Genomic DNA, 13,244 nt, shown 5'->3' on the forward strand with positions numbered 1-13,244 from the left:
TGCCTCCCCGCTGGGGATGAGCGCTGAACGATCTGCGGTGAGGAGATGATCATGTTCAACGAACGCATACTGGAAAAATTGAAGCGGGGGGCTTAACGCCCAAGCTGTAGAATAGCAACCGCTAGATAGAACTAAAATCACCGAACGTCGGCTAGATTTCTATATATGTTACCGTTCGCACATTGCCAGTGCGACAAATGCACTCAACGAACCCGTTCGGCGAATTCGCTCATCGGACATCGTTCCGCCAACGCAAAGCTCAGTGGCCAAAAGACTTTCAAACCCCTATCCTGGAGCTCATGGACAGACTCTTCGACTTCCTCGTTCCCGCCACGCTGCTGGCGGTGCTCCTGGCGCTCAGCGGGGGGCTCTATGCACTCTTCAGGGGCGGTGACTTTGGCCGCTCCAATTCCAACAAGCTGATGCGGCTTCGCGTTATGCTGCAGTTCGTGGCGATCATCGTGCTGGTGGCCGCATATTGGTGGCGCACGCGCTAAAGCACGATAACGGCGGTCTGCGACCCATGGTCTCGCTCAACAGAATCTACACCCGCACGGGGGATGGCGGCTCAACGCGCCTGGCCACGGGAGCGCCTGTCAGCAAGGCTTCGCTGAGGGTCGAGGCCTATGGCGGCGTCGATGAGACCAACGCCTTCCTGGGCGTGGCGCGACAACACACCGCAGGTGATCCCGAGCTCGACGCCATGCTGGAGCGCATTCAGAATGATCTTTTTGACCTGGGCGCGGATCTGGCCACGCCTGAACAGCATGAAAAGCCCGCCTGGGAGCCTCTGCGAATCGTCGAGAGCCAGGTCGACCGGCTGGAACACGAGATCGACCGTCTGAACGGCGAGCTCTCAGCCCTGACTTCGTTCGTGCTGCCCGCCGGGTCGCCGGCCTCGGCCGCCCTGCATGTGGCGCGCACGGTCTGCCGTCGGGCCGAGCGTGTGGTGGTGCAGTTGTCGGAAACCGAGGGCGAGGTCGTCGGGCAGCCGGCGCTGAAATATATCAACCGCCTGTCGGACCTGCTGTTCGTCGCGGCGCGCTGGGCCAATGACAAGGGCGCGGCCGACGTGCTGTGGAAGCCCGGCGCGACCCGCTAGGCGCTTATTTCTTCTCGGGCGCTGCCGGCGTCGCGGCAGCGGGACGCTCGTTGTTGATCGGCGGCACATTGGCCGGACGACGCGTCAGGGTCTCGATCGAATAGACCGTGCCGCACTTGAGCCAGCGCCCCGCCCAGGCCCCGCCCCGCGCCTCGCAGCGGTCCTTGGGCCAGACCCAGAGCGCGTGGTAGCCCAAAACGCCGGCGCTGCTGACCAGGAACAGGCCGACGAAGATGATTTTCAGGCGTTCGATCGTGCGGTTCATGGCCCGGCTGTTTAGTGGCCGACCGCAAAGCTGACCAGTCCTTTCCTCTGCCGGACCTTTCGCACCGATGGCGCAACGGTGAGAGGACGCCTCCAGCCAAGTATCTTACAGTTGTTTGAACCCTGCGCACGGCAACGCTTTACGCTTACGCGAAGGGAAACTTGCGTTGCGGTGCAAAACGGGTAATTCCCCTGCCAACGCTAGAGAAAACGCAGCCTGGAGGCGTGAAACCCGATGAAGGTCCTGGTCCCGGTTAAACGGGTTATCGATTACAACGTGAAGGTCCGCGTAAAGGCCGATCAAACGGGCGTCGATCTGGCGAACGTCAAGATGTCGATGAATCCCTTCTGCGAGATCGCGGTTGAAGAAGCCGTGCGCCTCAAGGAAAAGGGCGTGGCGACCGAAATCGTCATCGTCAGCATCGGCCCGGCTCAAGCCCAGGAAACCATTCGCACGGCCCTGGCCATGGGCGGCGACCGCGGCATCCTGATCACCACCGACGCTGATCCCGAGCCCCTGGCCGTGGCCAAGCTGCTGGCCGCCGTGATCGGCGAAGAGCAACCCGGCCTGGTTCTGATGGGCAAGCAGGCCATCGACGGCGACAACAACGCCGTGGGCCAGATGCTGTCGGCCCTGCTGGGCTGGCCGCAAGCCACCTATGCCTCGGCCCTCGAAGTTTCGGGCTCCACCGCCAAGGTCACCCGCGAAGTCGACGGCGGCCTGCAGGTGCTGGACGTTGATCTGCCGGCCGTGATCACCGCTGACCTGCGCCTCAACGAGCCGCGCTATGCCAGCCTGCCCAACATCATGAAGGCCAAGAAGAAGGAGATCGTCAGCAAGACGGTCGCCGACTACGGCGTCGACATCGCGCCGCGCCTCACGGTCCTCAAGGTCGCCGAGCCCGCCAAGCGCTCGGCCGGCATCAAGGTCGAAACCGCCGCCGATCTGGTGGCCAAACTCAATCTCGCGGGAGTGCTCTAGATGGCTGTTCTCGTCGTCGCCGATAACGACAACGCGCACCTGCGCGATAGCACCAACAAGACCGTCACCGCCGCCCTGAAGCTTTCGGGCGACGTCGACGTTCTGGTCATGGGCCACAACGCCAAGGCCGTGGCCGACGCGGCCGCCAAGATCAGCGGTGTCCGCAAGGTCCTGCTGGCCGACAGCGCCGCCCTGGGTCACAGCGTGGCCGAGGCGCAAGCCGACGCCGTGCTGGCCCTGGCCGGCCACTACGACGCGATCCTGGTTCCGGCCACCTCGGGCGGCAAGAACTTCGCGCCGCGCGTCGCCGCCAAGCTGGACGTCACCCCGATCAGCGAGATCGTGGAAGTCATCTCGGCCGACACCTTCGTGCGCCCGATCTATGCCGGCAACGCTCTTGAGACCGTCCAGTCCTCGGACGCCAAGAAGGTGATCACCGTGCGTCCCACCGCCTTTGCGGCGGCTGAAGACGGCGGCTCTGCCCCGGTCGAAAACGCCTCCGGCGCGGACGCCGACAAGACCCGCTTTGTCAGCGAAGAGATGGTCAAGTCGGACCGCCCGGAACTGGCTGCGGCAAAGATCGTGGTCTCCGGCGGTCGCGCCATGGGCTCGGCCGAAGAGTTCCAACGGGTCATCGACCCCCTGGCCGACAAGCTGGGCGCTGCCGTCGGCGCCTCGCGCGCGGCAGTCGATGCGGGCTACGCCCCCAACGACTATCAGGTCGGTCAAACCGGCAAGGTCGTGGCCCCGGCCCTCTATGTCGCCATCGGCATCTCGGGCGCCATTCAGCACCTGGCCGGCATGAAGGACAGCAAGATCATCGTCGCCATCAACAAGGACGCCGATGCTCCGATCTTCCAGGTCGCCGATTTCGGCCTGGTCGCCGACTACAAGACCGCCGTGCCGGAACTGATGGACGCGCTCGCCGCAGCCGGAAAGTAGGCTTCGGCCCAGAAGACAATGGAAAGGCCCGGAGGCGACTCCGGGCCTTTTTCTGTTGGGCTGGGCGGGTCGCCGCTGTCATCGGCGCTGCAGGGTGGACGAGGCCATGGCGATCTGGTGCGGCGTGTCGGGTCGGCCGATCTTTGCGGTGGCATAGGGGGCCAGCAGATAGGCCTCGCCGCGCTGCCAGCGCAGATCGTCGAGCGGCCGGGCCGGTTGGCCGGCGGCCAGGAAAACGGCGAGCGTCAGCGCACCCGCAACAAGCAGGATCTTCATCTCTTCACCTTTCGGGGAGGGGGTTGGAAAGAGCGGCGCCGAGAGGGACATTCGCGCCTGAGCCCGCCAAAAACCAACGATCCCTATTGGTCCAGCTTGTGAGCTGAACTAACATCCCTGGATCATGCGCCTGCCGCCCTTCTCGACCCTGACGGCCCTGGAGGCCGCCGCCCGTCATCACAGCTACAGCCGCGCGGCCGACGAGCTGTTCGTCACCCACGGCGCGGTCAGCCAGCAGATCCGCAAGCTGGAGGACGAGCTGGGCGTTCGCCTGTTCCTGCGCCAGGGCAACCGCATGCAGCCCACCGTCACCGGCGCGGCCCTGGCGGCCAGCGTCACCGAGGCCCTGGCAAGCCTGAAACGGGGCGTCCAGGCCGCCCGCAACGCCGCCTGCGGGCCTATCGTGCTCAGTACCGGCGCGGCCTTCGCCACCCGCTGGCTGGTCACTCGCCTGGCCCGCGTCTCGGCCGAGACCGGTGAGCTGGATCTGACCGTGCGCGTCGAGGACCGGGTGTCGGACCTGTCCACCGACGGCGCCGACATCGCCCTGCGCTTTGGCGTCGGCCCTTGGCCGGGGCTGGATTCGGTGCGCCTGCTCAGCGAGCGCCTGTTTCCGGTGTGCAGCCCTGCTCTCCTCAAGCGCCATCCGATCAATAGGCCCGAAGACCTGCTGAACGCCCCGCTGCTGCGCCATACCGCCCTGCCCTGGAGCGCCTGGTTCCAGGCCATGGGCCTGCCCATGCCCGACCTGCCGCCCAGCCTGGGCTTCGACGACACCTCGATGATGCTGGACGCCGCCGCGCAGGGCTTGGGCGTCGCCCTGGCCCGCAGCGGTCTGTCCGAACGCGACATCCGCGACGGCCGCCTGGTCCGCCCCCTGGCCGGAGCCGTCGAGGTCCACACCGGCCACCACTTCGTCTGGCGGGCCGACAATCCCAAGCTGGCGAGACTGCTGAAGCTGCGCGACTGGTTCGTGGCCGAGACGATGGATGGTCGGGAGACACCCTCCAGCCCCTCCTGACAGTTGCGCCGCTTGTCGGGACAAGTCTGGCAGGCACAGCTTCTCGGCCTCACGCGAACACTCGCTGAGTTAGGTGGGGAGGCGCGAAGCGGCCGGGACGAACCCGGATGACCGTGATGTGTGTTTTGCGTTTCGGCTCGACCTGTCCGCTTCGCAGAAGCTGTTCTTGCGTGAGGATTGGGCCAAGCGAGCGTCTTTCAGCTCTGATACCCAAGAGCCCCCGTACGGGCGCGCACCAAGGTCAATCGGCTAACCGTCTCGACCCCCGACGATGCGCGATAGGCGGGTTTACGATCCCTCGCCCTCTTCGACCCGCGTTCACCCGGCCGACGAGCCACTCGGCGTTTGGTCCGTCCTTCTGAGACAGCCCGCACGCTTCAACCCGCCTTCCAGGGCGTCGCGGCCCCGCTCAGCTCCATCCCCATCGCCGCTGTTGGGCCGGATCCAGGCGCCTCCCCCTGCGACAGGGACAGGCTCAAGAATACGGGCGTTTTGAGCGCAGAGGATTGGCGCGATCAACTATTTTACAAGCGTTTGATCTGGCTAAAGTGTGTTCCGGAAAGAACGGGGATACAGCGACGCCAATCCCCCTAACTCCCGTCATTCCCGCCCTTATGGCGGGAACCCCTTTTTCAGCTGACACGTGAACCGTCAGCGAAGTGCGCATGCATTTCGCTCCTCCCGCACCTGCGGCGGCACGAGAGGTTCACGCCACAAGGGCGGGAATGACGCTGATCTATTAGAGAAACGCCCCCGGAGGGCTCGGCGACTACCGATCCCCGGAATAGGCCACGCCCCTGGCGGTCTCGTCATAGGCGTCAGGCGGGTTGTTTTCGACGTCCATCAGCCGGCCGCTGTGCGTCGCGAGCAGGCCTTGGCGTGCAGCCAGGCACCGGATCTTGGGCGCGGGCCGCCCTCCTCATTAAACCAGTTGTCGCATGTCGTTTTCTGCAGGCAGTGTTGTGCCTAGCTGATTTTGGCCACTCGGTACGTTCGCCCCATGATACGCGCCAAGCTCCTTCGGACGTTCACTCTTGCCGCAACCGTAGTGTTGATGGCGGTCGCCGCTGATTTTCTTCTTTCGATCACAGTCCTTGGTCACAACGAGGTTTTTACCCCGTTCTCCACCCTGGCGATCGCATCGATCATCGCCCTCCCGCTGGCATGGATGCTGGTGAGCCAGCAGGTCAATCTGGAAACCGCCCACAAAGAACAGCTGGCCCTCCTGGCGGCCCGGGAAAGCGCGATCTCTGAATTTGAAGACGCCCAGGTCCGCCTAAGGTCTAGCGAGGCACTCTACCGCCTGCTGGCAGACAACCTGACAGACTCGATTTCGCTATGGTCGCCCGAAGGCAATAGACTCTACAGTTCGCCTTCGATTGAACGGCTGATGGGATATACCCCCGAAGAATATGTAGACATCCCAGTAAGCGATATCATTCGACCGGAAGACCGTGGACCACTACTGCAGATTTTAAAAGCTTTAACGCCGGGCGGAGAAAGCCGCACTTGGGAGTATCGCTCCCGCCGCAAGGACGGCAGCGAAATATGGGTCGAGAGTACCTATGCTCGGCTGTCGGACGGCAGCTTGATATCGACGTCGCGCGACATCACGGAACGCTGGACCCTGCGGCGGGATCTGGAGACGGCCCTGGTCGAGGCCCAGAGCGCGGTCGCCGCCAAGTCCGACTTCCTGGCCAACATGACCCACGAGCTGCGCACGCCGCTCAATGCCATTACCGGCTTTTCAGGCGTGCTGCGCGGGTCCAACCGTCTGTCGCCGGAAGACAGGCATCATGTCGAGCTGATCAGCGGCGCCAGCGCCACCTTGCTGGGCGTGATCAATGATGTGCTGGAATTTTCCCGGCTTGAGGCCGGCTATCTGGACCTGGACCCCCAGCCCTTCGACCCGGGTCAGTTGGCTCGCGCAGCCTGCGCCCTCATCGAGGACCAGGCCCGAGACAAGGGCCTGACCCTGACCCTGGACATCGCGCCGGACCTTTGCGGCATGGTCGGCGATGGGCCGCGCCTGTCGCAGGTGCTGCTGAACTTGCTGTCCAACGCTGTGAAATTTACCGGTGCAGGCCATGTCGCGGTGTCGCTGCGCCAGTTTGTCGAGGCGGAGACCGCACGCCTGCGGATCGAAGTAATCGACACGGGTATCGGCATTTCGGAAAATCAGATCGGCAACGTATTCGAGCGCTTCGCTCAGGCTGACGGAGGGATTTCACGGCAGTTTGGCGGCACGGGCCTGGGCCTGGCGATCTCGAAACGGATCATCGAGCGCATGGACGGCCAGATCGGGGTCGTGAGCACGCAGGGCCGAGGTTCGACCTTCTGGTTCGAGGTTTCCGCGCCAGTTGTGAGCCTGGACGCCGTCCAGGCGGCGCTCAACGAAGGCGTCTCCGGCTTCACCGCGCCGCTGCGCGTGCTCGTGGTCGAAGACAATGCCGTAAACCGCGAACTGGTCTGCACACTGCTGGCCCCCTTCGACATAACCATCGATACAGCTCACGACGGGGCCGAAGGTTTGAGGGCCACCGAATTGGGGATCTACGACCTGATCCTGATGGACATACAGATGCCGGTCATGGACGGCCTGACCGCCACCCGGCTCATCCGGGCCAACAACAACACCGCCCCAATCGTGGCCTTGACCGCCAATGTCCTGCCAGAGCAAATCGCGAAATGTCTGGCCGCGGGTATGAACGATCACATCGGCAAGCCTTTCCAGCCGGCCCGCCTGCTTGAAACTGTGGTCCGCTGGACGCAAATCGCGGCCTAGGTGTCGAAGGCCTTGAAGGTGTTCATCGACCCGGTGCGTTCGCCTGGATCGCTAGGTGTTACGTGCCAAGAACGGGCAGTGCAGGCTCCATCGGGACCCGCGCCTACGAGCGAACCTTCCTAGCGTCAGAGAAGAGTCAGCAATGGCCTCCAACGAAAAAGGCCCGGAGCTTGCGCACCGGGCCTTCTGATCGTCTCGCGGCTTGCGACGCCTAGTCCTTGGCGCGTTCCTGATAGCTGTTGTCTTCGGTCAGGATCACCACCCGCACGCCGACGGCGATATAGGGCGGGACGGTGGTCTTGATGCCGTTGCTGAGCAGGGCCGGCTTGTAGGACGAGCTGGCGGTCTGGCCCTTGACCGAGGGTTCGGTGTCGACGACTTCCAGGATCATGGTGCGCGGCAGTTCGATGGCGATCGGCACCTCGTTGTGCGTCGACAGCTGAACCGTCATGTTTTCCTGCAGGTACGGCGCGGCGTCGCCGATCACGTCGGGGCTGGCCAGCACCTGGTCGAAGCTGACCGGGTTCATGAAGTGGAAGCCCTCGCCGTCCTGGTACAGGAAGGTGTGGTCGCGCTGGTCGACGAAGGCGCGCTCGACCTGCTCGGTGGTGCGGTAGCGTTCCGAAACCTTCACGCCGTCGCTGATGCGGCGCATGTTCAGCTGGGTCACCGGGGTGCCCTTGCCGGGGTGGATGTTGTCGACGGTCAGAACGACATACAGGCGGCCGTCCATATCGACGACGGCGCCTTTGCGGAGCGAGCTGGCGGCTACCTTCACTTCGTGAGTCCTTAGGCTTTCCGGGCGCTGCCCGGAGAGCCGCGCGAATGGAGTAGAGATCTTGTGACCGCCCTCCTATAGCGAACGCGGCAAGATCGCCAGTCTCTACTATGCGGAGCCCCCGTGGCTGCTGACGCCCCCTCTCCCTGGTGGACGCCTTCGGTTCACGCCGATCGCCGGCCCTTCCTGCTGGCCCGCAACGCCATCACCCGCGCCGTGCGCGGCTGGTTCGAGGGCCAGGACTTCGTCGAGGTCGAGGTCGCCGCCCTGCAGGTGTCGCCCGGCAACGAGGCCCATCTGCACGCCTTCTCGACCACCCTGACCAGCCTGACGGGCGAGCCGGACCAGACCTTCTATCTGCACACCTCGCCGGAATTTGCCTGCAAGAAGCTGCTGGCGGCGGGCGAGGCCAGGATCTTCGATTTCGCCCGGGTGTGGCGCAATCGCGAGCGGGGGCCGCTGCACCACCCCGAGTTCGTGATGCTGGAATGGTACCGGGCCGGGGCGCCCTATGAGGTGCTGATGGACGACTGCGCGACCCTGCTGGCCATCGCGGCCGAGACGGCGGGGACGCGGCGGTTTTCCTTCCGGGGCCTGGACTGCGATCCCTTCGCTCCGCCCGAGCGGCTGAGCGTGGCGCAGGCGTTCGCGCGTCATGCCGGCGTTGATCTGCTGGCCAGCCTGGGCCCCGATGGCCAGACCGACCGCGACGGGCTGGCCGCTGCGGCGCGGGCGGCGGGGATCCGGGTGGCCGACGACGATAGCTGGGCCGACATCTTCAGCCGGGTGATCGTCGAGAAGGTCGAGCCCCGGCTGGGCGTCGGGCGCGCCACCATCCTGTGCGAATATCCCGTGGCCGAGGCCGCCCTGGCGCGGCCCAAGCCGGGCGACCCGCGCGTGGCCGAACGCTTCGAGCTCTATGCCTGCGGGGTCGAGCTGGCCAACGCCTTTGGCGAGCTTACCGATCCGGTCGAACAGCGCCGCCGGTTCGTGATGGAGATGGACGAGAAGGCGCGGATCTATGGCGAGCGCTATCCGCTCGACGAGGATTTCCTGGCGGCTCTGGCGATCATGCCCCAGGCGTCGGGCTGCGCCCTGGGCTTTGACCGGCTGGCGATGCTGGCGGCGGGGGCGACCCGGGTGGATCAGGTGATGTGGGCGCCGGTGGCCTAGGGGCTGGGCGAGGGCTCGACATTGCTTCCCAAGCCCTTTTCCGCCATATCCCGCCCCTCCCATGCCCCCCGCTCACACCCTTCGCAGCGCAGCCGCCCTGGCCGACGCCGGCCTGATCGCTCCCGAGCGCCTGCCGGCGCTGGAGCGCGTTGCGGCGCAATATGCGGTGGCCATCACCGCCGACATGGCCGCCCTGATCGAGCCGGCCAACCAAGCCGACCCCATCGCCCGCCAGTTCTTGCCGCAGGTCGCCGAACTGGTCAGCACGCCCGGCGAGGATCCCGACCCGATCGGCGACCTGACCCACAGCCCGGTCGAGGGCGTCGTCCATCGCTATGCCGACCGGGTGCTGCTCAAGCCCACCCACACCTGCGCGGTCTATTGCCGGTTCTGTTTCCGCCGCGAAATGGTGGGCCCCGAGGGGCTCAAGACCCTGTCGCCCGCCCAGCTGGACGCCGCCTTCGCCTATATCGCCGCGCGGCCGGAGATCTGGGAGGTGATCGTCACCGGCGGCGATCCTCTGGTGCTGTCGCCGCGCCGCCTGCGCGACATCGGCGAGCGGCTGGCGCAGATCGAGCATGTGAAGGTGGTGCGCTTCCACACCCGCGTGCCGGCCGTGGACCCGGCGCTGATCACCGGCGAGATGGTCGACGCGCTGAAGGCCAGCGGCAAGGCGGTCTATGTCGCGCTGCACGCCAACCATCCCCGCGAGCTGACGCCCGCCGCCCGCGCCGCCTGCGGCCGGATCGTCGATGCCGGCATCCCGATGATCAGCCAGACCGTGCTGCTGGCCGGGATCAATGACGATCCCCAGACCCTGGGCGCCCTGATGCGGGCCTTCGTCGAGACCCGGATCAAGCCCTACTATCTGCACCATCACGACTATGCGCCCGGCACCGCCCACCTGCGCACCTCGATCGACGAGGGCCAGGCGCTGATGAAGGCCCTGCGCGGCACGATCTCGGGCCTGTGCCAGCCGACCTATATTCTCGACATCCCCGGCGGCCATGGAAAGGTCCCGGTGGGGCCCGGTTATCTGGACGATGGGGCCGTGGAAGACCCTGAAGGCCGGGCGCATCCCTATCCCCCCGCAGGATAGCGCGACACTTCCCCGCTGCGTCGCAGCAAAGCCTTGGCGAGGGCGTGCTTTCTCGTGCTAGAAAAGTCATCACAATTCAGGGCGCGGACCAGGGTCCCGGCGCCGTATCAGGCGAAGGCTTGGCGTTCATGAGTGAAATCAAGTCTGTCGGCGTAATCGGCGCTGGCCAGATGGGCTGCGGCATCGCGCATGTCTGCGCGTTGGCGGGCTATGACGTTCTGCTGCACGACGTGACGCGCGACCGCATCGACGCCGGCCTGGCGCTGATCGAGAAGAATCTGGCTCGCCAGGTGGGTCGCGGCATCATCGACGAGGCCGCCATGGCCGGGGCTCTGGCCCGCATCAAGCCCGCCGAGGGCCTGGAAGCGGTCGGCCAGACCGATCTGGCCATCGAGGCGGCCACCGAGAACGAAGAGACCAAGAAGGCCATCTTCCGCAGCCTGCAGCCGCACCTGAAGCCGGATACCCTGCTGGCCTCGAACACCTCGTCGATCTCGATCACCCGCCTGGCCTCGGCCACCGACCGCCCCGAACGGTTCATCGGCCTGCACTTCATGAACCCGGTCCCGCTGATGAAGCTGGTCGAGATCATCCGCGGCATCGCCACCGACGTGCCCACCTATGAGACGGCCGTGACCTTCGCCAAGTCGCTGGGCAAGATCACCAGCAACGCCGAAGACTTCCCCGCCTTCATCGTCAACCGCGTGCTGGTGCCGATGATCAACGAGGCGATCTACACCCTCTATGAGGGCGTGGGCACGGTCGACGCCATCGACACCGCCATGAAGCTGGGCGCCAACCACCCGATGGGTCCGCTGGAACTGGGCGACTTCATCGGCCTGGACACCGTGCTGAGCATCATGAACGTGCTGCATGAAGGCCTGGCCGACAGCAAATATCGCCCCTGCCCGCTGCTGGTGAAATATGTCGAAGCCGGGTGGCTTGGCAAAAAGGCCGGACGCGGGTTCTATGACTACCGGGGCGAGACGCCGGTTCCCACGCGCTAGGCGTGCGGCGTCTCCCAAGGGGGACGCCGATGACCGAGACTCAGACCTTGCGGCCGGTGACGGCCGGCGATCGCCATATGAGCCTGGACGTCCTGCGGGGCCTGGGCGTCATGGGCATCCTCGCGGTCAACGCCGTGGCCTTCGCCCTGCCGATGGACGTCTATATGACGCCCAACCTGTCGCCCTTCGCGATGGACGGGGCCGAGGGCGACGCCTGGTGGGTGGTCCAGACCTTCTTCCACTACAAGTTCGTCACCCTGTTCTCGATGCTGTTTGGCGTGTCGCTGCTGCTGGTCGGCGGCGAGCGCAGCGACAAGCCGCGCGGGGCCCTGCTGCGGCGCCGACTGGGCTGGCTGACCCTGTTTGGCCTGATCCACGGCCTGCTGATCTGGTATGGCGACATTCTGCTACTCTATGCCGTGACCGGCTTTGTGGTGCTGCTGTTCCGCTCCTGGAAGCCGCGCACCCTGTTCATCGTCGCCATCACGATCATCCTGCTGGGGTCGGCCCTGGCGATCCTGCCGATCATGGCCCTGGACTTCGCCCCGGCCGCGACCCGCGCCGAAGTGCTCAAGGAGATGTCCAAGGGCAGCCCGGCCGACATCGCGACCGCCATCGCCGCCGTCAAGTCCGGCCTGGCCGGAGCCATGAGCGTCAACTTCAAGGCCTGGATGTTCCTGCAGCCGGTCAGCCTGCTGGTCGTGATCTGGCGAACCGGGGCCCTGATGATGCTGGGCATGGCGCTCTACAAGTGGGGCTTCCTGACGGGGCGCGCCCCGACCTGGGTCTATGCCCTCCTGGTCGCCTTCGGGGCGGTCGGCCTGTGGGTGACCGGCATGGAGTCGCGCGAGAAGCTGCTGATTGATTTCGCCCAGCCGCGGTCCAGCGGGGCCCTGCAGATCGGTTTCGAGTTCCTGACCCTACCCATCACCCTGGGCTACGCCTCGCTGGCGATCCTGCTGCTGAAGCTGGATCTGCTGCGCAAGCTGCTGACGCCCCTGGCCCGCCTGGGGCAGATGGCCTTCACCAACTACATCAGCCAGTCGATCATCATGACCACGATCTTCTGGGGCGGACGCGGACTGGGCCTGTATGGCGACGCCAACCGCGTAGACCTTTGGGTGATCGTGGCGGGCATCTGGCTGGTGCAGCTGATCTGGTCGCCGCTGTGGCTGTCGAAGTTCTCGATGGGCCCGCTGGAATGGGTCTGGCGGCGGCTGGCCTATGGCAAGGGGCTGGTGAGGACCTGACCGATGGAGGCCTTCGAAACTGCTCGCCTGACGGCGACCAGGCTGGCGGCCGAAGACCTGGATGATCTGGTGAGACTGCATCTGGATCCGGAGGTCTCGCGCTTCCTGGGCGGGATCAGGTCGCCCGAGTCCACGGCCGTCTATCTGGACACCAACCTTCGGCACTGGACCGATCACGGCTTTGGCCTATGGACGCTGCGAACGCCCGACGGCGGCTTCGTGGGCCGGGCGGGCCTGCGCTACATAGACTTGGAAGGTATCCAGGAGCTTGAGATCGCCTACACGCTGGACAAGCCCGCCTGGGGCCGAGGCCTGGCCAGCGAGGTCGCCGGCACCCTGGTCGAGATCTGGAAGACGCGCCTGGCCGCTTCCAGCCTAGTCGGGGTGGCCGACCTCGATAACACCACCTCGCAAGGCGTGCTGCGCAAGGTCGGCTTCGCCTATGAGCGCGACGCGGTGTTCGACGACGCCGCCGTCGCTGTGTTCCGTCAGGACCGTTAGATCAGCCCGCGCCCAGCGTCGCCGCGCAATCTTGTCGCGTCAATCACGCTCCAGATGAACGTAT

The 13,244-nt window shown here is 65.4% G+C and carries 14 protein-coding genes; 11 read left to right on the top strand and 3 right to left on the bottom strand.

Annotated elements, in window-relative coordinates; translation table 11 throughout:
• Positions 1-299: 299 nt before the first annotated feature.
• Both ACN2C8_RS14150 and ACN2C8_RS14155 read left to right on the top strand, forming a co-directional pair.
• Positions 300-497, top strand: coding sequence for a twin transmembrane helix small protein (locus ACN2C8_RS14150; RefSeq protein WP_419252523.1), 198 nt, complete (start codon positions 300-302; stop codon positions 495-497).
• Positions 498-523: 26 nt separating this feature from the next.
• Positions 524-1,102 (top strand): cob(I)yrinic acid a,c-diamide adenosyltransferase, encoded by a 579-nt coding sequence (locus tag ACN2C8_RS14155; protein ID WP_419255888.1) that lies wholly within the window; start codon positions 524-526, stop codon positions 1,100-1,102.
• Between the two features lie 4 nt (positions 1,103-1,106).
• Here the strand turns inward: ACN2C8_RS14155 and ACN2C8_RS14160 are convergent, their stop codons facing one another.
• A complete protein-coding gene (locus ACN2C8_RS14160; protein WP_419252525.1) occupies positions 1,107-1,367 on the bottom strand; it encodes a hypothetical protein in 261 nt (86 codons plus the stop codon).
• 234 nt (positions 1,368-1,601) lie between these two features.
• Between ACN2C8_RS14160 and ACN2C8_RS14165 the strand changes: the two genes are divergently transcribed.
• Both ACN2C8_RS14165 and ACN2C8_RS14170 read left to right on the top strand, forming a co-directional pair.
• A complete protein-coding gene (locus ACN2C8_RS14165) occupies positions 1,602-2,348 on the top strand; it encodes an electron transfer flavoprotein subunit beta/FixA family protein (RefSeq protein ID WP_419252527.1) in 747 nt (248 codons plus the stop codon).
• Positions 2,349-3,290, top strand: a complete 942-nt coding sequence (locus tag ACN2C8_RS14170; protein ID WP_419252529.1) for an electron transfer flavoprotein subunit alpha/FixB family protein — start codon at positions 2,349-2,351, stop codon at positions 3,288-3,290.
• Between the two features lie 78 nt (positions 3,291-3,368).
• Here the strand turns inward: ACN2C8_RS14170 and ACN2C8_RS14175 are convergent, their stop codons facing one another.
• On the bottom strand, positions 3,369-3,566 hold the full coding sequence (locus tag ACN2C8_RS14175; RefSeq protein ID WP_419252531.1) for a hypothetical protein: 198 nt from the start codon (positions 3,564-3,566) through the stop codon (positions 3,369-3,371).
• A 124-nt stretch (positions 3,567-3,690) separates the two neighbouring features.
• On the opposite strand from ACN2C8_RS14175, the gene ACN2C8_RS14180 reads away from it, so the two are divergent.
• Both ACN2C8_RS14180 and ACN2C8_RS14185 read left to right on the top strand, forming a co-directional pair.
• The gene (locus ACN2C8_RS14180) at positions 3,691-4,587 is read left to right on the top strand and encodes a LysR substrate-binding domain-containing protein (RefSeq protein ID WP_419252533.1); all 897 of its coding nucleotides are present in this window, start codon (positions 3,691-3,693) and stop codon (positions 4,585-4,587) included.
• Between the two features lie 1,054 nt (positions 4,588-5,641).
• A complete protein-coding gene (locus tag ACN2C8_RS14185; RefSeq protein ID WP_419252535.1) occupies positions 5,642-7,372 on the top strand; it encodes an ATP-binding protein in 1,731 nt (576 codons plus the stop codon).
• A 211-nt stretch (positions 7,373-7,583) separates the two neighbouring features.
• Here the strand turns inward: ACN2C8_RS14185 and efp are convergent, their stop codons facing one another.
• Complete coding sequence (efp, locus tag ACN2C8_RS14190) at positions 7,584-8,150, bottom strand: elongation factor P (protein ID WP_419252537.1); 567 nt, start codon at positions 8,148-8,150, stop codon at positions 7,584-7,586.
• 123 nt (positions 8,151-8,273) lie between these two features.
• On the opposite strand from efp, the gene epmA reads away from it, so the two are divergent.
• The 5 genes from epmA to ACN2C8_RS14215 all read left to right on the top strand — a co-directional run bounded on the left by epmA (position 8,274) and on the right by ACN2C8_RS14215 (position 13,180).
• Entirely contained in the window at positions 8,274-9,323 is a 1,050-nt protein-coding gene (epmA, locus tag ACN2C8_RS14195) for an EF-P lysine aminoacylase EpmA (protein WP_419252539.1), read from the top strand.
• A 61-nt stretch (positions 9,324-9,384) separates the two neighbouring features.
• A complete protein-coding gene (locus tag ACN2C8_RS14200) occupies positions 9,385-10,422 on the top strand; it encodes a lysine-2,3-aminomutase-like protein (protein ID WP_419252540.1) in 1,038 nt (345 codons plus the stop codon).
• Between the two features lie 128 nt (positions 10,423-10,550).
• Entirely contained in the window at positions 10,551-11,429 is an 879-nt protein-coding gene (locus tag ACN2C8_RS14205; RefSeq protein ID WP_419252542.1) for a 3-hydroxybutyryl-CoA dehydrogenase, read from the top strand.
• 29 nt (positions 11,430-11,458) lie between these two features.
• Positions 11,459-12,679, top strand: coding sequence for a DUF418 domain-containing protein (locus tag ACN2C8_RS14210; RefSeq protein ID WP_419252544.1), 1,221 nt, complete (start codon positions 11,459-11,461; stop codon positions 12,677-12,679).
• A gap of 3 nt (positions 12,680-12,682) precedes the next feature.
• A complete protein-coding gene (locus ACN2C8_RS14215; protein ID WP_419252545.1) occupies positions 12,683-13,180 on the top strand; it encodes a GNAT family N-acetyltransferase in 498 nt (165 codons plus the stop codon).
• The last annotated feature ends 64 nt before the right edge of the window (positions 13,181-13,244 follow it).

The sequence above is a fragment of the Caulobacter sp. ErkDOM-C genome, assembly GCF_048541825.1.
Classification (GTDB): Bacteria; Pseudomonadota; Alphaproteobacteria; order Caulobacterales; family Caulobacteraceae; genus Caulobacter.

Excerpts from the sequence above, each read along its gene's own strand:
- ACN2C8_RS14150 (WP_419252523.1), top strand. The coding sequence starts at position 300 with ATGGACAGACTCTTCGACTTCCTCGTTCCCGCCACGCTGCTGGCGGTG.
- ACN2C8_RS14155 (WP_419255888.1), top strand. The coding sequence starts at position 524 with ATGGTCTCGCTCAACAGAATCTACACCCGCACGGGGGATGGCGGCTCA.
- ACN2C8_RS14160 (WP_419252525.1), bottom strand. The coding sequence starts at position 1,367 with ATGAACCGCACGATCGAACGCCTGAAAATCATCTTCGTCGGCCTGTTC.
- ACN2C8_RS14165 (WP_419252527.1), top strand. The coding sequence starts at position 1,602 with ATGAAGGTCCTGGTCCCGGTTAAACGGGTTATCGATTACAACGTGAAG.
- ACN2C8_RS14170 (WP_419252529.1), top strand. The coding sequence starts at position 2,349 with ATGGCTGTTCTCGTCGTCGCCGATAACGACAACGCGCACCTGCGCGAT.
- ACN2C8_RS14175 (WP_419252531.1), bottom strand. The coding sequence starts at position 3,566 with ATGAAGATCCTGCTTGTTGCGGGTGCGCTGACGCTCGCCGTTTTCCTG.
- ACN2C8_RS14180 (WP_419252533.1), top strand. The coding sequence starts at position 3,691 with ATGCGCCTGCCGCCCTTCTCGACCCTGACGGCCCTGGAGGCCGCCGCC.
- ACN2C8_RS14185 (WP_419252535.1), top strand. The coding sequence starts at position 5,642 with ATGGCGGTCGCCGCTGATTTTCTTCTTTCGATCACAGTCCTTGGTCAC.
- ACN2C8_RS14200 (WP_419252540.1), top strand. The coding sequence starts at position 9,385 with ATGCCCCCCGCTCACACCCTTCGCAGCGCAGCCGCCCTGGCCGACGCC.
- ACN2C8_RS14205 (WP_419252542.1), top strand. The coding sequence starts at position 10,551 with ATGAGTGAAATCAAGTCTGTCGGCGTAATCGGCGCTGGCCAGATGGGC.
- ACN2C8_RS14210 (WP_419252544.1), top strand. The coding sequence starts at position 11,459 with ATGACCGAGACTCAGACCTTGCGGCCGGTGACGGCCGGCGATCGCCAT.
- ACN2C8_RS14215 (WP_419252545.1), top strand. The coding sequence starts at position 12,683 with ATGGAGGCCTTCGAAACTGCTCGCCTGACGGCGACCAGGCTGGCGGCC.